20 protein-coding genes are annotated in these 19,353 nt (G+C 36.2%); 9 read left to right on the top strand and 11 right to left on the bottom strand.

Going from position 1 to position 19,353, the window contains the following annotated elements; genetic code table 11:
* Window positions 1-89: 89 nt before the first annotated feature.
* The 5 genes from xrtF (at window position 90) to DDY94_RS00180 (ending at window position 4,286) form a co-directional block, all read left to right on the top strand.
* Window positions 90-641, top strand: coding sequence for an exosortase family protein XrtF (xrtF, locus tag DDY94_RS00200; protein ID WP_111682014.1), 552 nt, complete (start codon window positions 90-92; stop codon window positions 639-641).
* Complete coding sequence (locus DDY94_RS00195; RefSeq protein ID WP_111682013.1) at window positions 634-1,062, top strand: exosortase F system-associated membrane protein; 429 nt, start codon at window positions 634-636, stop codon at window positions 1,060-1,062. Before xrtF ends, DDY94_RS00195 begins: the two co-directional genes overlap by 8 nt.
* A gap of 49 nt (window positions 1,063-1,111) precedes the next feature.
* Window positions 1,112-1,525 carry an HYC_CC_PP family protein gene (locus DDY94_RS00190; RefSeq protein WP_111682012.1) on the top strand — a complete coding sequence of 138 codons (414 nt, stop codon included), beginning with the start codon at window positions 1,112-1,114 and terminating at the stop codon, window positions 1,523-1,525.
* A 72-nt stretch (window positions 1,526-1,597) separates the two neighbouring features.
* Window positions 1,598-3,835, top strand: a complete 2,238-nt coding sequence (locus tag DDY94_RS00185) for a TonB-dependent receptor (RefSeq protein ID WP_111682490.1) — start codon at window positions 1,598-1,600, stop codon at window positions 3,833-3,835.
* 100 nt (window positions 3,836-3,935) lie between these two features.
* Window positions 3,936-4,286 carry a heavy-metal-associated domain-containing protein gene (locus DDY94_RS00180; protein WP_111682011.1) on the top strand — a complete coding sequence of 117 codons (351 nt, stop codon included), beginning with the start codon at window positions 3,936-3,938 and terminating at the stop codon, window positions 4,284-4,286.
* A 45-nt stretch (window positions 4,287-4,331) separates the two neighbouring features.
* On the opposite strand, the gene DDY94_RS00175 is transcribed toward DDY94_RS00180, so the two are convergent.
* The 11 genes from DDY94_RS00175 to miaB form a co-directional block, all read right to left on the bottom strand.
* Complete coding sequence (locus tag DDY94_RS00175; RefSeq protein WP_111682010.1) at window positions 4,332-4,970, bottom strand: DUF6090 family protein; 639 nt, start codon at window positions 4,968-4,970, stop codon at window positions 4,332-4,334.
* Between the two features lie 103 nt (window positions 4,971-5,073).
* Window positions 5,074-6,705 (bottom strand): chaperonin GroEL, encoded by a 1,632-nt coding sequence (gene groL, locus DDY94_RS00170; protein ID WP_111682489.1) that lies wholly within the window; start codon window positions 6,703-6,705, stop codon window positions 5,074-5,076.
* A 132-nt stretch (window positions 6,706-6,837) separates the two neighbouring features.
* The gene (locus DDY94_RS00165) at window positions 6,838-7,113 is read right to left on the bottom strand and encodes a co-chaperone GroES (protein ID WP_111682009.1); all 276 of its coding nucleotides are present in this window, start codon (window positions 7,111-7,113) and stop codon (window positions 6,838-6,840) included.
* A gap of 165 nt (window positions 7,114-7,278) precedes the next feature.
* Entirely contained in the window at window positions 7,279-7,626 is a 348-nt protein-coding gene (gene secG, locus DDY94_RS00160) for a preprotein translocase subunit SecG (RefSeq protein WP_111682008.1), read from the bottom strand.
* Window positions 7,627-7,630: 4 nt separating this feature from the next.
* Complete coding sequence (locus tag DDY94_RS00155; RefSeq protein ID WP_111682007.1) at window positions 7,631-8,551, bottom strand: hypothetical protein; 921 nt, start codon at window positions 8,549-8,551, stop codon at window positions 7,631-7,633.
* A 3-nt stretch (window positions 8,552-8,554) separates the two neighbouring features.
* Window positions 8,555-9,058: an LptE family protein gene (locus DDY94_RS00150; protein WP_111682006.1), complete on the bottom strand. Its 504-nt coding sequence runs from the start codon at window positions 9,056-9,058 to the stop codon at window positions 8,555-8,557.
* A complete protein-coding gene (locus tag DDY94_RS00145) occupies window positions 9,059-9,256 on the bottom strand; it encodes a hypothetical protein (RefSeq protein ID WP_111682005.1) in 198 nt (65 codons plus the stop codon).
* 92 nt (window positions 9,257-9,348) lie between these two features.
* A complete protein-coding gene (locus DDY94_RS00140) occupies window positions 9,349-10,620 on the bottom strand; it encodes a sigma-54 interaction domain-containing protein (RefSeq protein WP_111682004.1) in 1,272 nt (423 codons plus the stop codon).
* A gap of 6 nt (window positions 10,621-10,626) precedes the next feature.
* On the bottom strand, window positions 10,627-11,625 hold the full coding sequence (locus DDY94_RS00135; RefSeq protein ID WP_111682003.1) for a hypothetical protein: 999 nt from the start codon (window positions 11,623-11,625) through the stop codon (window positions 10,627-10,629).
* Window positions 11,626-11,637: 12 nt separating this feature from the next.
* Window positions 11,638-12,597, bottom strand: a complete 960-nt coding sequence (locus DDY94_RS00130) for a hypothetical protein (protein WP_111682002.1) — start codon at window positions 12,595-12,597, stop codon at window positions 11,638-11,640.
* Window positions 12,598-12,607: 10 nt separating this feature from the next.
* Complete coding sequence (miaB, locus tag DDY94_RS00125; protein ID WP_111682001.1) at window positions 12,608-14,056, bottom strand: tRNA (N6-isopentenyl adenosine(37)-C2)-methylthiotransferase MiaB; 1,449 nt, start codon at window positions 14,054-14,056, stop codon at window positions 12,608-12,610.
* 165 nt (window positions 14,057-14,221) lie between these two features.
* On the opposite strand from miaB, the gene DDY94_RS00120 reads away from it, so the two are divergent.
* From DDY94_RS00120 to DDY94_RS00105, 4 genes are all read left to right on the top strand, one after another.
* Window positions 14,222-15,028 (top strand): hypothetical protein, encoded by an 807-nt coding sequence (locus DDY94_RS00120; protein ID WP_111682000.1) that lies wholly within the window; start codon window positions 14,222-14,224, stop codon window positions 15,026-15,028.
* 44 nt (window positions 15,029-15,072) lie between these two features.
* Window positions 15,073-15,510, top strand: a complete 438-nt coding sequence (locus DDY94_RS00115; protein ID WP_111681999.1) for a hypothetical protein — start codon at window positions 15,073-15,075, stop codon at window positions 15,508-15,510.
* A 158-nt stretch (window positions 15,511-15,668) separates the two neighbouring features.
* Complete coding sequence (topA, locus tag DDY94_RS00110; protein ID WP_111681998.1) at window positions 15,669-18,164, top strand: type I DNA topoisomerase; 2,496 nt, start codon at window positions 15,669-15,671, stop codon at window positions 18,162-18,164.
* Window positions 18,165-18,169: 5 nt separating this feature from the next.
* Window positions 18,170-19,336, top strand: a complete 1,167-nt coding sequence (locus DDY94_RS00105; protein WP_111681997.1) for a formimidoylglutamase — start codon at window positions 18,170-18,172, stop codon at window positions 19,334-19,336.
* The last annotated feature ends 17 nt before the right edge of the window (window positions 19,337-19,353 follow it).

Genomic DNA, 19,353 nt, shown 5'->3' with positions numbered 1-19,353 from the left:
GTATAAACTTTTGGTAAAAGTATTTAATTCGTTCAATTTTAAAATAGGGTTTTCATAAATTTAACAGCAAACTAACACTATCAATTTTATTGAGAGAGCTCATTACAAAATATAAATTGGTTATTCGTTTCATAATCACATTTTTAGTGGTTTATGGCATTCTTACCATTGGTCATTTTATATATTTGAATCTCTCTGATGGCTCTAAGTTTTATCCTGATTACATGACTAACTTAGTAGCACGGCAGTCAAATTCCTTACTAAATAGCATCGGCTATAATTCAGAAATTATACCACATACCGGCGAACCATCTATGAAAATCATTATTAATGGAGAATTTGTAGCACGCGTAATTGAAGGTTGTAATGCCTTAAGTGTAATCATATTATTTCTGTCGTTTATCATTGCCTTTGCCGGAAAACTGAAAACCACAATTTTCTTTGGTTTCGCGGGTTGTATTATAATTTACGCATTTAACTTAATTCGTATTGTCATCTTATCCGTCGGATTGTATCATTATCCTGACCAAGAATATCTGATGCATAAAGTTGTTTTTCCAATGTTGATCTATGGAACTGTATTTTTACTTTGGATGGTTTGGGTGAATCGATTTTCAAAAACTGTAAATGCCAATGCCTAAACTTACACGTTACATATTTGTTGGTATACTGATTCTTGTTTTGATGGCTATACGTGGTTTTGAGGATTATTTATTTTATGATCCCTACCTGAAGTTTTTCGAAAATGACTACTTGTATATAGACAATCCAAGACGTGAAGTCGCTAAGCTCGTGTTCTTTACGAGTCTGAGATATCTGTTGAACACATTGGTATCTCTAGGTATTCTTTACTTGATTTTTAACGATAAGATTATGATTAAGTTTGCGGTTTTATTGTATGTCATTGCTTATGTGTTGCTGTTGATTCCGTATCTCTATTTTGTGATCAATCCGAAGCAAGAAGACTATTACCTTTTCTTTAATGTAAGGCGCTTTTTAATTCAACCTATTGGTGTAATACTCCTTTTACCAGCCTTCTATTATTACAAATTGAATCGTTAAGGATTTTATAATTTCAATGGTAGTAATGGGATTTTCGTAACTTTGCATTATGAAATTATCAGTTTTTCATAAAGTGTTCTCAGTAATCCTAGCTTTTTTGGTGTTGGGCTCAACGATGTCATTGGTTATTGAAAAACATTTCTGTGGAGGTAACCTAGTCGATGTTGCTATATTTTCTGAAATAGATAAATGTTGTGGTGGCAAAGTTGATTCTGATAGCATGAAGGTGACCAAAAAATCATGTTGTGAGAATGAAGTAGATATCGTTGAAGGACAAGATGATCTGGCTCTCAAATCATTTGATGATCTCAATGAAACGCAAAAGCAAGTCTTAGTTTCCTATGCTTATGTTTTAGCAAATCTATATGAGAGCCTGCCAAAACAAATAATTCCACACAGAGACTATTCTCCGCCCTTGCTCATTAGGGATATTCAGGTCTTAGACGAAACTTACCTTATTTGATTGTAATATAACCCCGTAAAGGAGTGGTGCATTACGATGCGCTTATTGTTATACCTACAATCAAATAAAAAAATGAAATCATATATAATAATATTATTTATCTGCTTGTGTTCAGCGATGCCTGCACAAGAAGAATTAAAAGGCATTGTTTTAGAGACTACGAGCTCTAAAGAATTGCCGTTACCAGGTGCCAACGTGTATTGGTTGGGCTCATCTATAGGAACCATTACTCTTGAGGATGGAACCTTCACGATTCCCTATAAATTTTCGTTTAATAAATTGGTGATCAGTTATGTCGGTTTTAAGACAGATACGCTTACCGTAAACGAAAACAAATTTATAAGACATATACTGCAATCTTCAGATGAATTGGATGCCGTGGAGGTATCTTACAGAAAGCAAGCGACTTCAAAATCATACTTAAGAGCAGAAAATACGCTTTTTGTAAGTAGTGACGAATTGCTTAAAGCAGCATGCTGTAATCTATCCGAGAGTTTTGAAACTAACCCTTCAATTGACGTTAATTTTGCTGACGCTGTTTCTGGGACAAAACAAATAAAAATGTTGGGCTTAAATTCTCCTTACATTTTAATCGCCACAGAGAATATTCCTGCTATTCGTGGGGCTTCACAAGCTTACGGACTAAGTTTTATACCGGGTACGTGGGTAGAAAGTATCCAAATCACCAAAGGTGCCGGAAGTGTAGTCAACGGTTATGAAAGTATTGCGGGACAAATTAATGCTGAATTGGTTAAACCCTCAACCGATGACCGCTTATTTGTAAATGCATATGGTTCGGTAAACGGTCGATTAGAGCTCAATACCCATTTCAATCAAGAATTGAACGATAAATGGAGTACAGGTTTATACCTGCATGGAAATGTACGTAATCAGAAATTCGATAGAAACGACGATTCTTTTCTCGATGTGCCGTTAAAGGAGCAGATCAATATCTTAAATCGATGGCAATATACCGACGGCGAAAAAGGTATTGTTAGCTTTATAAGTTTGCGATATCTCAATGAAGAAGTTCAGTCTGGACAATTAGATTTCAATCCAGATAGAGATCGTGGTACTACCAATTTTTGGGGCAGTGAAATCAATACTGAACGCTTTGAAGTGATGACTAAATTGGGCTATGTGAACCCTGAAATTCCATATCAGAGTTTAGGTTTTCAAACGTCTTTCAGCCACCATAGACAAGATTCTTACTTCGGATTGAATATCTATGATATTCAGCACAATAGTTTTTATTCAAACTTAATTTACAACAGTATTATTTCAGATTCTAGACACAAGGTAAAAACTGGTGTTAGCTTTACACTAGATCATTATGACGAATTGGTAAATACCCAGAATTTTGAGCGCACTGAGAACTCAGTTGGGGCATTTTTTGAATATGCTTATGACGATCTAGATAAGTTTACCATGACGGCAGGAGTGAGGGTTGATCAGCATAATCGATTAGGATTCTTTGTAACGCCTCGTTTACATGTGCGTTATACGCCATGGGAAAAGTCAGCATTTAGAGCATCTGTTGGCCGAGGAAAGCGCAGTGCGAATATTTTTGCTGAAAACCAGAATTTGTTTTCTAGTTCTAGACAAATAAATATTCAAGATGCTGGTGGTAAGATCTATGGATTAGATCCTGAAATTGCCTGGAATTATGGCTTCAGCTATTTGCAAGGGTTTAACTTGTTTAATAGAAAAGCCGATATTACTCTTGATTTTTACCGTACAGATTTTCAAGATCAAGTGGTTGTTGATTGGGAAAATCCATTTGAGATCAATTTTTATAATCTCGAAGGAAAAAGCTATGCGAATAGTTTTCAGTTCGAATTCAATATCAATGCTTTTGAAGGCTTTGATCTAAGAACAGCATATAAATATTACGACATTAAAACCGATTATAATTCGGGTAGATTGGCTAAGCCACTAATTCCTGAAAATCGATTATTTGCCAATGCTGCTTATGAAACAAGTAAGACGGAAAGTGGCAGTCAATGGAAGTTTGATGCGACTTACAATTGGTTAGACGTTCAACGTTTTCCAAGTACCGAATTAAGCCCGGTTGAATTTCAATTAGACGAATTTTCACCAACAGTTGGTACTTTAAACCTTCAGGTGACTAAAGTGTTTTCTCCAAAGTTTGAAGTATATTTGGGAGGAGAAAATGTGACCAATGTAAGACAACCGGATCCTATAATTAGTCCTGATAATCCATTCGGAGCTAATTTTGATAGTAACTTTGTTTACGGTCCGATTTTTGGAAGTATGTATTACGCCGGATTACGGTACAGAATAAATTAACCGTCATGTCGAGTGATTCAGATGTTAGATTGAGCGCAGTCGAAATCATATCTGAATTTTAATTGAAATCACCCGACCTGACGATCTAAAATAAATTAAAATGAAACAACTATTAACAATACTAGCAGTACTCGTAACATCAGTAAGTATTGCTCAAAACAAAAATGCAAAGGCTACCATGGAAGTTGATGGCGTTTGTGGTATGTGTAAAGCACGCATTGAAAAAGCGGCTATTAGAACTAAAGGTGTAAAATCTGCCGTTTGGAGTATTGAAACTCACGAATTAAAACTCATCTACGATGAGCGAAAAACAGATTTGAAAACCATTGCTAAAAAGTTAGCTGAAGTAGGTCACGACACTAAGTATGTAAAGGCAAGTGATGAAGCCTATGGTAAAATTGACGCATGTTGTAAATATCGTGATGAGGAAGTGGTGAAAGCTCACCATTGAAAATAGAAGTTCTAAAAAAGCCTGAACGAATGTTCAGGCTTTTTTTTATTTCAAAATCTTCAAGATACTATCACAGCTTTTTATACCATTCTCAGTAGCTGTTTTTTTAATAATAAAGGAACCACGAACGGCTTGCATCATATTCTTTAATAGCTTTTCATCTTTGAAAGGCGACTTTCCTTCTTGCATGAGATCGTAATCCGTGTTGTAGATAAAATAGTTGCCTAAATAGTCCTTATTGATGGCTTCTTGGCGTTTATAAGCGTCAGTGATGGATTTGTAATTAGCATAGTGTTTTTCGATGGCCTTTTTTAGTTCTAGGTCATCAATAAGTTTAAGATCACCAGAATTTACCAAAGCCTGATAAGTAAAATCTTTAGGTGTGAAAATGGTAAGTTGTGCAATATTGTAAATTCCCCTTAGTTTAGTCGATTTTTGCGGGTCGTTCGATCCAAGAACTGGGAGAATTGCAGAACTCATTTCTACCTTTTGAACAATCTGTTGGAGGTTGTTTTCGAGTTGTGTTTTATCGGCTAGAATATCTTGTTCTAAACTATTAATATATTGTTGCTTTTGAGCTTCGTTTTTATGGTCTTCTGAGCATTTGTTCAAACTGAAGGCCAATGAAATTCCAATAATAACAATAAGAATTTCACCTAAGGCATATGTAAATCTCTTTTTCACGAAATGATAAAGTGTTGGTTTGCTCTAAGTTATAATAATTGTTGAACAAAAAAAAGCCCCCGACGCGTGTCAGAGGCTTAATAGTTATTGTAGCAGCTATGAATTACATCATACCTGGCATTCCGCCGCCGCCCATTGGAGGCATGGCCGGAGCATCTTCTTTAATGTCTACTAATGCACACTCAGTGGTTAGGATCATTCCAGCAACTGATGCTGCATTCTCTAAAGCAATACGCGTCACTTTTTTAGGATCGATGATTCCTTCTTTCATCATATCTACATAGACTTCGTTTTTCGCATCGTAACCGAAGTCTTTCTTACCTTCTAATACCTTGTTGATTACTACAGAACCTTCACCACCAGCATTCTCTACGATTGTTCTAAGAGGCGCTTCGATCGCTTTATTAACGATTTGAACTCCAGTAGTTTCATCAAGATTTTCAGTTTCTAGCTTTTCGAGTGTTTTCTTAGCTCTCACTAAAGCAACACCACCACCAGCAACAATACCTTCTTCAACAGCTGCTCTAGTAGCATGTAAGGCATCATCAACACGGTCTTTCTTTTCTTTCATTTCAACTTCTGAAGCAGCACCTACGTATAATACGGCAACACCGCCAGCTAATTTAGCTAAACGCTCTTGAAGTTTTTCTCTGTCGTAATCAGATGTAGTAGTTTCGATCTGCGCTTTGATCTGATTCACTCTAGCTTTAATGTCTGAAGAATTTCCGTTACCATTAACAATAGTTGTGTTGTCTTTGTCGATCATTACAGACTCAGCTGTTCCTAACATTGAAAGGTCAGCGTTTTCAAGAGAGAATCCTCTTTCTTCAGAAATGACAGTTCCACCGGTTAAGATGGCTATGTCTTCTAACATGGCCTTACGACGATCACCAAATCCAGGTGCTTTAACTGCGGCGATTTTAAGTCCACCACGTAGTTTATTCACTACTAAAGTAGCTAAAGCTTGTCCTTCAACATCTTCAGCAATAATTAATAACGGACGTCCAGATTGAGCTACTGGCTCTAAGATTGGTAGTATTTCTTGAAGATTAGAGATCTTCTTATCAAATAATAAGATATATGGATTTTCAAGATCAGCAATCATCTTGTCAGCATCAGTCACGAAGTAAGGTGATAAGTAACCTCTATCGAACTGCATACCTTCTACAACGTCTACATAAGTATCTGTTCCTTTTGCTTCTTCAACAGTGATAACACCTTCTTTACCAACTTTACCAAATGCTTCTGCGATTAATTCACCAATCGTATTATCGTTATTTGCTGAAATTGAAGCTACTTGTTGAATTTTTTCTGAAGAGTTTCCAACTTTTTTAGCTTGCTTTTCAAGATCAGAAGTAATTGATTCTACTGCTTTATCGATACCGCGTTTAAGGTCCATCGGATTAGCGCCTGCTGCAACATTTTTAAGACCCTCTTTTACTATAGCTTGAGCTAACACAGTAGCGGTAGTAGTACCATCACCAGCAAGGTCGTTAGTTTTGGATGCAACTTCTTTTACCATTTGAGCTCCCATGTTTTCTAACTCATCCTCAAGCTCAATTTCTTTAGCCACAGAAACACCATCCTTTGTTACTTGTGGTGCGCCAAATGATTTGCCAATAATTACATTACGTCCCTTAGGACCAAGAGTTACCTTAACTGCGTTTGCTAAGGCATCAACACCGCGTTTTAATCCATCGCGTGCTTCAATATCAAATTTTATATCTTTTGCCATTTTCTTAATTTTTGTCATTCCTGCGAAGGCAGGAATCTAGTTAATGTTAGTTTTTGTTAAGTGAGATTCGCTTTAGTTCCGAGTTTATTTATTCTAAAATAGAATCGGGAGTTACGAATACGACTGAAATAATTAAACAATCGCTAAGATGTCACTTTCGCGCATCATCAAATAGTCTTTTCCTTCAAGTTTTAATTCGGTGCCACCATACTTTCCGTATAATACGGTATCACCAACTTTAACGGTTAAAGGTTCGTCTTTTTTTCCGTTGCCAACTGCAACAACAATTCCCTTTTGCGGTTTTTCTTTTGCATTATCCGGAATAATAATACCCGAAGCTGTGGTTGTTTCAGCTTCCATCGGTTCAACAAGAACGCGATCTGCTAAAGGTTTAATGTTTAAGCTCATTCTATTTAAAATTTTAATGATTAATTATTGTTTTAACGCTTTAGCGTTATTCGAAAATTATGCCAAGTACTAATGACTGACAAACTTGCAGATATTGTTTGGTCTGCATAGGAAATAAAAAAAGCCAGTTGAAAAAACTGGCTTTATACATTATCTTGAATTCAATTAGTTTCCTGCTGAATCGTCAAGGTTTGTGGTGTCATCAGAAACTGGAGGTGTTGTTACCGGTGTTTCTGTGGTTTCATTTTCATCTAACGCTGTTGAACCAGCACTGTTTCCTGAATCTAAGGTTAGGTTAGATGTTAAGATGAGAACAATAAGCGCAGTGGCTAAAAACCAAGTACTCTTATCTAAAAAATCTCCTGTCTTTTTTACACCACCTAATTGTTGTGTGCCTCCACCACCGAAAGATGATGATAATCCACCACCTTTTGGGTTTTGTACCATAATTACTGCAACTAATAAGAACGCTACAACAACAATTAAGATTAAAAATATACTAAATGCACTCATTTTATTATGTGTTATGATCTTTTAATTCTTCGACCAATTTTATTTGGTCTGCAAAGAAACTACTTTTTTCTGGATATTTCAAACTTAAAATCTTATAAGATTGAATAGCTTTATCGTAGTTTTTTTGCTCTAAATATATACGTGCCAGTGTTTCTGTCATGAGACTTTCAGAAACGTCGTCATCATTATTCACTAATTCAGGCTTGGGAGCATGGCCTGCAACTGGTTTTATCTTTGGGTTTTCGGTAATGAACTTGTCGATAATATCCAATTTACTTTGCAATGGCTGAGTTACCTTGGCTTCAGATTCAGTAGTCTCCTCTGTTTCTTCATCTCTTACAATAGGTTTGAAACTTGTTATTTTCAACCATTCCGTGAATGAATGAATTTCATTCTTATCGAACTCTAATGGCTTCCCGATATTGAGTTGTTTTTCGGGAGTAATATTTTCAACGTCAACTGAAATAATAGAATCTTCAATCTTTGGGGGCTCCACTGTTGATATGGGTTCAACTTTGGCTTCAAACAAATTAGGGTCTAACACACCTTCAGTGGCTTTAATGTGCTCTTTAAGGGCATCATCAATCGTTACGCTTTTGTTCACAGAAATGTCATCTGCTTCACTGACCTCTATGGATTTTATATATTCTGAATTTTGCTTGATCTGCTCTGAGATCTTATTCTGATTAAAGACTTCAGAAGTAATGTAATCAAAGAGAACACTGCGATCTGCTGTATGTGCTGCAGTTACTTTAAGCGTGTTATTATACTTGTAACTGTCTTTTTGTTTTAAACCTTTCAGATATAAAGCACGTAAAGGTTGAAAATACGGAAACTCCTTAATTTTTTGATCGAGTTGCTCAGTCTGAGCACTTGTGATAGCCTCTGGATGTTGCAGCAGATATGTGAGTTCTTGAACATTCATAGCCTACCAATCTGCCAAAGATGCATTAATAATATCTTGTGTAAGTCGCTCAAAGATGACCTCGTGTGCTTCTTCTCTTAGACTACCTAGTAATTGCTCATTTGCGCCATAATCAAAGAAGAAAGAAAAGCGTTGTTCAAAATCCTTTTCTTCGTCTTTGGTGTTTATGTATCTTACATTAACTGTAATTGTGAGTCTGTTTTGAGCCGCTCTATTATCTGATGTGGCGGTCATTGGTGCAATTCGGTATTCAGTGATCTCACCTTCATAGATCACTTCGCCGCCAGTGTTTACTAATTGAGCGCTCGATTGATTTTGAATTAGATCTTGAAGGGCATTTGTGAATTGAATATCTAGCCCAGGTTCTACTAAATCCGCATTATTTTGAAAGAAATTCACCTGAAAGGTTTCAGGAGTTTCGGTCAAGCCTGTGAAGGAATAATTTACTTTACAACTGCTGAGTAAAATTCCTAAGCTAAATAGTATGATATAAAATCTAGATCTCATCTAGTAGGTATTAGGTCGTTTCATTGTGATAAAAGCATAGATATAACCTGCGTTGTCTGCCACATCAAAATCAACATTTATGAGTCTATAGCCTTTATAATGTTTATCGTTAATAAGCTCTTCTGCTTCTTGTCGGATAGCCTCAGAACTGTTTGGTCTGAACGATTTTCTGATCATAAATATTTCTACAGCTTTCATTTGAAAATTTTAATATTAAGTCGGTTTTATAAAGCTCCTTAATTAGAACTCTGAAAAGTATGAATTCTTTTAGAAGATATCATAAACTTCTCTTAAAGATCGTATTGCTTAATTTTTCTGTATAGCGTTCGTTCACTAATGCCTAACTCGGCAGCTGCCAATTTTCGTTTGCCTTTGTGACGCTCTAACGATTTTTTGATCAATTCGAGTTCTTTGTCTTGTAAAGATAAAGTTTCTTCTTCTTCGATCTCTTCAGCAAAATGATATTTGTCCTCAACCTCTATGTCGCTAGATTCATTAGATTCCGTATGCTCTGGTATAGATAGTACCTCAAGGTCTTCAACAGTAGATGCTGTTTCGTATTCTTCATCCGTATCCTCACCATATATCTTTTGAATAAGGTGCTCATGTTCCTTTTGAACTTCAGATACACTTCCTTTCTTCATTAATTCCATAGTAAGTTTTTTGAGATCATTGAGGTCACTTTTCATATCGAAAAGAACCTTGTAAAGAATCTCTCGCTCACTACTAAAATCACTTTCATTTTTAGTGCTACTTACAACAGCAGGTAAATTAGTTCCGGTATTAGGAAGGTAGGACTGAAGGGTCGAAGCATTAATAGTTCGGTTATGTTCTAATACAGAAACTTGTTCTGCTACATTTCGCAACTGACGAATATTACCATTCCAGCGATACTTTAAAAGAAGGGCAACAGCATCATCAGTTAACTTAATCGTTGGCATTTTATATTTTAGAGCAAAGTCGCTCGCAAACTTTCTGAATAATAAATGAATATCTTCTTTACGATCGCGCAATGCTGGCAGATTGATTTCTATAGTACTAAGGCGATAATAAAGATCTTCTCTAAACTTTTCGCGCTTAATAGCCTCGAACATATTTACGTTGGTTGCCGCTACAATTCGTACGTCCGTTTTCTGAACTTTACTAGATCCTACTTTTATAAACTCACCATTCTCTAGGACTCGTAGCAATCTTACTTGAGTGGTTAATGGTAATTCACCAACTTCATCTAAAAATATGGTTCCGCCATCGGCTACTTCAAAGTAACCTGATCGTGTTTGGGTTGCGCCCGTAAATGCTCCTTTTTCGTGTCCGAATAATTCACTATCTATGGTACCTTCAGGAATTGCGCCACAGTTTACAGCAATATACTTACCATGCTTTCTGTGCGACAATTGATGAATAATTTTAGGAATACTCTCCTTACCAACACCACTTTCACCAGTAACGAGCACAGAGATATCTGTAGCTGCAACCTGAATCGCTTTTTCTATAGCGCGATTGAGCTTAGGGTCATTACCAATGATACCAAAACGTTGTTTTATGGCTTGAACTGATTCCATTTATTATTAGTCATAATAGGTATATTCTCTATCTCTCATTAGGCCTTCGGTTTCCTCATTTGTACTGGTGTCGATCGTGGTATTGATCTCACTTGAACTCGTAGGAAAGTCAAATTCGTTATAGGTGTATGTAAATGTTGTTAATCGTTGCTCTGTTGAGTTTGAATAGTTTCTTGTTATTGTGAGTATGTTTCTGTTGTTGTAAAATCTGCTATGGCTTGAAATTCCGTAAACTAAAGGCCTAACTACGTCGGGATCGAGCACTATAAGCGGATTAGTTTCAAACAATACTCTTAGTGGATTAAATTTATCATCATAGGTATATACCTCGGTATAATCTACCTCTAACATCTCTGTAGTATCATTATACTCGAGTCTGGTAATTTGAGAGATATTCAATTCAGAATCGTATTGATATTCAAATCTATAATTCGGATTCGACGATGCATTTACGTAAGGAATCGTTGATTCGGAACTTATGAGTTGTTGAAAGGTATTATCTGCGAACACATAGACAAATCTTCCTTCAAAATTTCCACTAACATTCACAATAATTTGGTTGTTGCTATAGTCTAGAGTGTAGGTATTACCTGGACCAGAAACCACATCGGTGACCTGAGTTAGCACATTATCTTGATAGGCGAAATTAACAGCATTGGTTTCAAAACCGTTATTGTTTTTATTATAGGATGTCCTCAAACCATTACTGTTATATGCAATTTCTTCAATAGAAGTAAATATTGTGTTTTGTTGAGTGAAATTGGCATCTGATGACGTGTGTCTACCCGTTGGATCAAAATAATTGATAAACTCACGCTGGAAGTCATTGAGCTCTGTGGTTTTTAATTCGTTCAGAATAAGCTGCACTGGAGGTGGTTCAAAAGGATCTGTTGGATCTTCCTGTTGTTGCTCGCCTTGAATGGATTCGTTTTCACATGAAAAGATTAGCAATCCAAGGGTGATAAGAAAGAAAAGAGATTTTATGGATTTAAAAAATAGCTGCATAAAATTTTGAATTTAATTCTGGTAATTAAAGCGCTCATCAATACTTACCATTAGTTCGGCTCCGAAATCGTAATCTATATCTCTACTAATAATTCTTCCAACAGAATTATATTGAAGATCGAAAGTAAATGAATCTCCGTTGAAGGTTGCGCCATTCCAGTTGTTAGTTGAATGAAATTGAGCAATGATAGGTCCAACTTCATCAGAATAATCATCTGCTAAGAAGTTTAACAGGTAATTATCGCCATAAACAACTTGAAGAGGGTTAGGATTATCATCAAAATTATAGGTGTTGTTAGTATCTATTTCACCAGAGCCAATGCTACTATTTATATTACCTGCACCATTATAAGTGATGTCTTCAGACTGAATTGAGAACGTACCATCAAATGATTCTTTCTTAATGATTCTGTCAAAACCATCAAGGGTAAATTCCGTAGTAATAGTTGATCCTTCTTCTGTTCTTGTAATGACATTCCCTTCGTAGGTGAAGTTATAAACATAGTCGTCGAAGTCGTCTTCAAAATAATCATAGGTTATTTGAGAAATACGTCCTTCAGAATAGGTAATAATATATTCGTTGGTAGTTACACCACCTGAATTTACAGAAATATTACTTGTAATTTGGCCTTCAGTATTTCTTGTGTAGACTTGTGTTTCTGTTTCAGCAGGAGCGCCTTCGACCTCAATTAAAACATCACTAGATTGAATCTTATTATCAGAAATATTTATATCTGAATTGGTAATAGTTCTAATTGGAAATCCGAAAAAGCTCAAACTAATATCAGTGTCTAACTCATAGACCTCCATAGTAAGATCACTACTGTCACTTCCATCATCTCCACCGTCATCACCACCATCATCATCACCACCGGTATCATCAATCTGACCGATTAATCCTGGATCTATTGGTTCGTTTTCACATGAAGTGATTAAGGCTAAGGTGAAAAGAATAAAAACTAATTTTTTCATTTAAATTTATTTAAGATTGATTTTTTGAGTAGCCAACAGCTTCTCCTATTAAAGTGGCGCTAGTACAATCGAGTATTTTTACGTTGACGAAGTCGCCTGGTTTATAATGCTCTTTTGGAAAAACAGCCATCATGTTTTGACTGTTTCTTCCTGCCCAATGATCATCAGATTTTCTTGATGTTTTTTCAATCAAAACTTCTTGAATTTTTCCTACATGCTGTTGGGCGCGGTATAAGCTATGTCTTCTTTGTAAAGCCTGAATTTCATTCAAACGTCTTTTCTTAACGTCAGCCGGAATATCATCTTCCATTTTACGGCCAGCCAGTGTTCCAGGACGTTCAGAATATGCAAACATAAATCCGTAGTCGTACTTCACGTAATCCATTAGACTTAATGTGTCTTGATGATCTTCTTCAGTCTCAGTAGGAAAACCAGCAATCATATCTTGGCTAATACCAACATCTGGGATAATTCTTCGGATGTTATCGATTAACTCAAAATATTCTTCCCTAGTATGTAAGCGATTCATAACTTTTAAAATACGATCGCTTCCACTTTGAACAGGAAGGTGAATATAGTTGCAGATATTTTCGTATTTACCCATGGTTTCTATAACATCTAAGGTCATATCCTGAGGATTAGATGTTGAAAACCTAAAACGCATTTTTGGTTGAGCCTTGGCGCATAGCTCTAATAACTTAGCAAAGTTAACTGCTGTGGCTTTTTGTAAGTCTGACGCTTTGTCGAAATCCTTTTTCAAACCGCCGCCATACCAAAGGTAACTATCAACATTCTGACCTAAAAGTGTGACCTCCTTGTATCCCTTTTTCCATAGGTCGTTCACTTCTTCAATAATACTTTGAGGGTCTCTACTTCGTTCTCTACCTCTAGTAAAAGGAACCACGCAAAACGTGCACATATTATCACAACCACGTGTGATGGAAACAAAAGCCGTTACGCCATTACTGTTTAGTCTCACAGGAGAAATATCACCATAAGTTTCCTCTTTTGAGAGAATCACATTTATAGCTTCTCTTCCTTCTTCAACATCTTCTAAGAGGTTAGGTAGATCTTTATACGCATCTGGGCCAACAACCAGATCGACGATTTTTTCTTCTTCAAGGAATTTTTTCTTAAGACGCTCCGCCATACAACCTAAAACACCCACTTTCATGTTTGGATTCTTATCCTTCATGGTGTCGTAGTATTTTAAACGCTTTCTTACGGTCTGTTCGGCTTTATCTCTGATAGAACATGTATTCACCAATACCAAATCTGCTTCTTCCAAACTTTGAGTAGTGTTATAACCTTGTTTAGATAAGATTGAAGCTACAATTTCGCTATCGCTGAAATTCATTTGGCAACCGTAACTTTCAATAAAAAGTTTTTTCTCGTTGCCTTCTTTATGTTCAATGATTAAAGCTTCACCTTGCTTATTTTCGTCAATTATTTTTTCCATCTCATATATTGCGCTTATGCGAAAAATCTTAGTTTCTACATAACTCAATTAGCATGCAAAGATAGCATTATTTATGAGATTATGACAAAGTGTCAGCTAGATATTTAATTTGAAAAAGTCCTAAAAATTGAATTACTTTGAAGCAACTAATCAAATCGATCATCAATGCATATTTCAGAAATACAAAGCCGTATCCAAAATGCTAAACATTTAGATTTTGGAATTATTTTCAACGACTCCATAGAATTATTTAAAAAGGTGTGGGTGCAAGGATTAGTTACTGTTCTGTTGAGAACAGTTTTGATTATTCCTTTTGCTATGATTGTTTATATCCCACTGTTTTTTCTCGGGCTTTTTGATATGTATCCTTCGGGTTATGGCGGCTATGATTCTTACGGTTACTACGACTCGTATTATGAGCCAGATGTAAGTCCTTTGTTTTTTCTAGTAATGATACCGATGTACTTGTTTTTTATTGCGGGTATTAGTACCATTTCCTTTGGATTGCAGGCTGCTTTTTATCGCATTTGCAAAATGAAAGATTTTAATGAAGTGGGTAGAGAGGATTATTTTTACTTCTTTAAAAAGCCCTATTTAGGAAAGACCATTAAGTTAGGGTTGGCTTTAGCTGGGATTGCAATCGTTGCTACAATGTTGTGTATTATACCTATAATATACGCGTTCGTTCCCTTATACTTTATGTATGTTGTTTATGCTTATAATCCTGATAAATCAGTCTCTGAGATTATCAATTTGAGTTTTGCACTCGGTAATAAGAAATGGGGAATTTCATTTGCACTTATTTTTGTTTGTGGTTTTCTAGCCTCTATCGTTGGTTTTCTAATGTGTTTTGTAGGAACCTATGTAACGCAATCATTTGTGTTTTTACCTAACTATTATATTTATAAGGAAGTCGTCGGATTTGAAAGCGAAGACAATAGCATGCAAATGGTAGAAGATGTAAATTTTTAACGCAACCATTTTGAAATCAGTCCATCTACATTAAAAGTGATGACATGAAACATTCAAAGGCAATACTATTTCTTTTTGCAATTCTTCTTTTGAATTTTCAATGTGAGGATGACGATATACAATTACCGCCCACAGATTGTGACCGTTTCGCCGTAGTAGATAGTAATGCATACCAAAATGCAAATTCTGATTTCTTCAATATTAATAGTGCAGAAATTGAAGGCGATTGTTTAAGTATTGAAATTAGTGCAAGCGGCTGCAATGGAGAAACATGGATTCTTCAGCTGTTTTCTTCAGAAGGTGTTATGGAATCATTACCTGTGCAAAGAAATATTAGAGCAGTATTAATTAATGATGAAGCATGTCTTGCTGTATTCACCAAGACCTTCACATTCGATCTCAGAGATCTTCAGGTTGAAGGTGAACAACAAGTGAGCTTTAATCTTCTAGATTATTCAGAACCAATACTCTACTCATATTAATTATAACAACATTAACATTTGTTAATAAGCCTTGTTTTTTACAAGGCTTATTTTGTTTTAGAACCACTTCAAATAGCGATAAAGTGTATGCTATTTCAGACCAAATTAGGATTGTAAATTTATTTTCGCATACATTTGTAACCTCAAAAAAATAAAGAATGCCGAAGAATTTAGTCATAGTTGAGTCACCTGCAAAGGCAAAAACAATAGAGAAATTTTTAGGAAAAGATTATAAAGTTGAATCTAGTTTCGGGCACATTTCTGACTTGCCATCTAAAGAACTAGGTGTTGATGTCGATGGCGATTTCGAACCAAAATATAGAGTTTCTAAAGACAAAAGAGATGTCGTAAAAAAACTCAAGGAATTGGCAAAGAAAGCTGAAATGGTTTGGTTGGCAAGTGATGAGGATCGAGAAGGAGAAGCCATTGCTTGGCACTTAGCTGAAGCATTAGGATTAGATAAGGAAAAGACCAAGCGCATCGTGTTCCATGAGATTACCAAAAGCGCCATAAACAGAGCTATTGAAAATCCAAGAAGTATAGATTATAACTTGGTAGATGCCCAGCAAGCCAGACGAGTGCTAGACCGAATCGTTGGTTACGAACTTTCCCCAGTTTTATGGCGAAAGGTTAAAGGCGGATTATCTGCAGGAAGAGTGCAATCTGTTTCTGTGCGTTTGATAGTTGAACGTGAGCGTGAAATCCAGAATTTCAATCCTACCGCTTCTTATAGAGTAGATGCAGAATTTACCTCACAAGAAGGCAAGTCGTTTAGAGCTAAACTTCCTAAAAATTTTGGTTCTGAAGAAGAGGCATTAGATTTCTTAGAAGCAAATAAAGAAGCATGGTATCAGGTTTCAGATTTGCAAAAAAAACCAGCAAAAAAATCGCCAGCAGCACCGTTTACAACGTCGACTTTACAGCAAGAAGCTTCACGTAAACTGGGCTTTTCTGTAAGTAGAACTATGAGTAATGCACAGCGTCTATATGAGGCTGGTTTAATTACTTATATGAGAACTGATAGTGTGAATTTATCAGAAGAAGCACGAAGAGGAGCAGAAAGCGAGATCATATCGGCTTACGGTTCAGAATATAGTAATCCAAGAAATTATAAAGGAAAAGCTAAAGGCGCGCAAGAAGCACACGAAGCTATTAGACCTACAAACTTTGCCAACCACACGGTTAATGTTGAACGTGATCAGGCGAGATTATATGGTCTTATTTGGAAACGTGCTATTGCCTCTCAAATGAGCGATGCAAAACTTGAACGTACCAATCTCAGAATCAAAATTAATGCGTCTAAAAAAGTAGACGAACAGTTTACTGCAAATGGTGAGATCATTACATTCGATGGGTTCCTTAAAGTTTATCTTGAAGGTACCGATGATGAGCATGCAGAGCAAGAAGGAATCCTACCACACCTCGAAACAGGAGAGAAGCTAAACAATAATTATATAACAGCAACACAACGATTTACCAGACCACCTTCAAGATATACCGAGGCATCACTGGTAAAGCAGTTAGAAGAATTAGGCATTGGACGTCCATCAACTTACGCACCAACAATATCAACAATTCAAAATAGAAATTACATCGAAAAAGGTAGCCACGAAGGTGAAGAAAGAGGCTATCAGCAGATCGTACTTCAAGATGGTGCTATGAAGACTAAAAACTTATCCGAGAAGGTAGGTTCAAATAAAGGTAAGTTGGTGCCAACAGATACGGGTATGATCGTTACAGATTTCCTTGTCAATCATTTTGAAAATATTCTCGATTACAATTTTACCGCCAGGGTAGAAGAAAGCTTCGATGATATTGCAGAAGGAAAGGAAGATTGGCGAGCCATGATGAAAGACTTTTACAAAGGCTTCCATCCTCAGGTCGAAGACGTACAGGAAAATGCTGAGCGCGAATCTGGAGAACGCATCCTGGGAACAGATCCAAAAAGCGGGCGTCAGGTTAGTGTGCGTTTAGGAAAATTTGGACCAATGGTTCAGGTTGGAACGGTTGACGATGAAGAAAAACCAAAATTTGCAAGTCTTTCACCAGATCAGCAGTTAAGTTCTATAACGTTCGAAGAGGCTATGGATTTATTCAAACTTCCAAAATCTTTAGGACATTATAAGGATGATGAAGTTGAAGTAAACAACGGACGCTTTGGTCCGTATGTGCGTTTTGGGAAAAAGTTTGTGTCTTTACCAAAAGGTGTTGATCCATTAAGTGTGGATCTCGACGAAGCCATCGTATATATAAAGGAGAAAGAAAAAGCGGACGCACCAATTTATACCTATCAAGGATTAGAAGTTACCAAAGGCAAAGGCCGATTTGGACCATTCATAAAATGGAATAACATGTTCATAAATGTTAATAAAAAATATGATTGGGATAACTTATCTGAAGAAGACATCGTAACTTTGATCGAGGATAAAATTCAGAAAGAAAAAGATAAACTTATCCACGTTTGGGAAGACGAAGGTATCAGAGTAGAGAAAGCTAGATGGGGAAGACACAATGTGATTAAAGGAAAGCAGAAAGTTGAACTCGCTAAGACGGTCGACGTTTCTGAAATGACTCTGGAAGAAGCAAAAGCCATTCTCGAAAAAAACGCTCCAAAAAAGAAAACAAGAAAAAAAGCGACCAGTAAAAAGAAATAAGAATAATGAATTTTAATTTTCTAACGCCTGTTTCAGATGCAGTTTTAGCTCATACCGAACTAATAGCCCAACAAGCACTAGGAAAAAAAATTAAAATTCACTCTCGTCAAAACGGCATGCCAGATCTCGATGGCGTGCAACTTGCCATTATCGGAGTGCAGGAACATCGTAACGATGTCAACTACATGGGGATTGAAATTAATTTCGATTCGATTCGTAAAACACTGTATTCGTTATTTCCTGGAAATTGGGGTACCACAATTGCTGACCTTGGTGATATAGAACCAGGTGAATCGGTGGAGGACACCTACTTTGCAATTAGAACAGCAATTACAGTTTTAATTGAAAAAAATATCATACCAATAATACTAGGTGGAAGTCAAGATTTAACATACGCCAACTATAGAGCTTATGATTCGGTAATGCCAATGATTAATATCGTTAATATCGATACTAATTTTGATTTGGGTGATGCCAACTTACCAATCCGAAATAATAGCTACGTCGGAAAAATTATTGTTGAAGAACCGTATAACCTTTTTAATTATTCTACTATAGGTTACCAAACCTATTTTAATGCTCAAGAAGAGATCGACTTAATGGAGAAGCTTTATTTTGAAGCCTACCGTTTAGGTGAAATCTCAAACGAGATAACAATGGTAGAACCCTTATTAAGAGATGCACATATTGTTTCGATAGATCTGAAATCTATACAAGCCTCTGAAGTCAGTGATAATCAAAAATATTCCCCAAACGGATTTACTGGTAAAGAGATTTGTGCAATTTCGCGTTATGCAGGAATAAGTAATAAGGTATCGTCGTTCGGAATTTATGAGTACAAGAATTCTAAAAATGACAATGCTACATCCATGCTATTAGCTCAGATGATCTGGTATTTTATTGAAGGCGTTAATTGTAGAGTGAAGGATGATAATTTCACTAATGATAGACAGTTTCAGAAGTACAATGTCTTAGTTGAAGATGATGAGTTAATCTTTTATAAAAGTTTGAAGACTGGACGTTGGTGGATTGAAATTCCATTTTTACCAGATGTTAATAATAAATTAAAAAAGCACACGTTATTACCATGCATGCACGATGATTATGTGCTTGCTACTCAGGGAGAAGTCCCTGAACGATGGTATAAAGCCTACAGGAAGAACAGCTTTTAAATCGTACACTTCGTCGA

Origin of the sequence: Winogradskyella tangerina, assembly GCF_003260205.1 — a bacterium.
In the GTDB taxonomy this organism is placed as follows: Bacteria; Bacteroidota; Bacteroidia; order Flavobacteriales; family Flavobacteriaceae; genus Winogradskyella; species Winogradskyella tangerina.
The sequence above is the reverse complement of the archived record's forward strand: the minus strand, read 5'-3'. Positions and strand labels throughout refer to the sequence as shown.

Excerpts from the sequence above, each read along its gene's own strand:
- DDY94_RS00195 (WP_111682013.1), top strand. The coding sequence starts at position 634 with ATGCCTAAACTTACACGTTACATATTTGTTGGTATACTGATTCTTGTT.
- DDY94_RS00190 (WP_111682012.1), top strand. The coding sequence starts at position 1,112 with ATGAAATTATCAGTTTTTCATAAAGTGTTCTCAGTAATCCTAGCTTTT.
- DDY94_RS00185 (WP_111682490.1), top strand. The coding sequence starts at position 1,598 with ATGAAATCATATATAATAATATTATTTATCTGCTTGTGTTCAGCGATG.
- DDY94_RS00180 (WP_111682011.1), top strand. The coding sequence starts at position 3,936 with ATGAAACAACTATTAACAATACTAGCAGTACTCGTAACATCAGTAAGT.
- groL (WP_111682489.1), bottom strand. The coding sequence starts at position 6,705 with ATGGCAAAAGATATAAAATTTGATATTGAAGCACGCGATGGATTAAAA.
- DDY94_RS00165 (WP_111682009.1), bottom strand. The coding sequence starts at position 7,113 with ATGAGCTTAAACATTAAACCTTTAGCAGATCGCGTTCTTGTTGAACCG.
- secG (WP_111682008.1), bottom strand. The coding sequence starts at position 7,626 with ATGAGTGCATTTAGTATATTTTTAATCTTAATTGTTGTTGTAGCGTTC.
- DDY94_RS00155 (WP_111682007.1), bottom strand. The coding sequence starts at position 8,551 with ATGAATGTTCAAGAACTCACATATCTGCTGCAACATCCAGAGGCTATC.
- DDY94_RS00150 (WP_111682006.1), bottom strand. The coding sequence starts at position 9,058 with ATGAGATCTAGATTTTATATCATACTATTTAGCTTAGGAATTTTACTC.
- DDY94_RS00145 (WP_111682005.1), bottom strand. The coding sequence starts at position 9,256 with ATGAAAGCTGTAGAAATATTTATGATCAGAAAATCGTTCAGACCAAAC.
- DDY94_RS00140 (WP_111682004.1), bottom strand. The coding sequence starts at position 10,620 with ATGGAATCAGTTCAAGCCATAAAACAACGTTTTGGTATCATTGGTAAT.
- DDY94_RS00135 (WP_111682003.1), bottom strand. The coding sequence starts at position 11,625 with ATGCAGCTATTTTTTAAATCCATAAAATCTCTTTTCTTTCTTATCACC.
- DDY94_RS00130 (WP_111682002.1), bottom strand. The coding sequence starts at position 12,597 with ATGAAAAAATTAGTTTTTATTCTTTTCACCTTAGCCTTAATCACTTCA.
- miaB (WP_111682001.1), bottom strand. The coding sequence starts at position 14,056 with ATGGAAAAAATAATTGACGAAAATAAGCAAGGTGAAGCTTTAATCATT.
- DDY94_RS00120 (WP_111682000.1), top strand. The coding sequence starts at position 14,222 with ATGCATATTTCAGAAATACAAAGCCGTATCCAAAATGCTAAACATTTA.
- DDY94_RS00115 (WP_111681999.1), top strand. The coding sequence starts at position 15,073 with ATGAAACATTCAAAGGCAATACTATTTCTTTTTGCAATTCTTCTTTTG.
- topA (WP_111681998.1), top strand. The coding sequence starts at position 15,669 with ATGCCGAAGAATTTAGTCATAGTTGAGTCACCTGCAAAGGCAAAAACA.
- DDY94_RS00105 (WP_111681997.1), top strand. The coding sequence starts at position 18,170 with ATGAATTTTAATTTTCTAACGCCTGTTTCAGATGCAGTTTTAGCTCAT.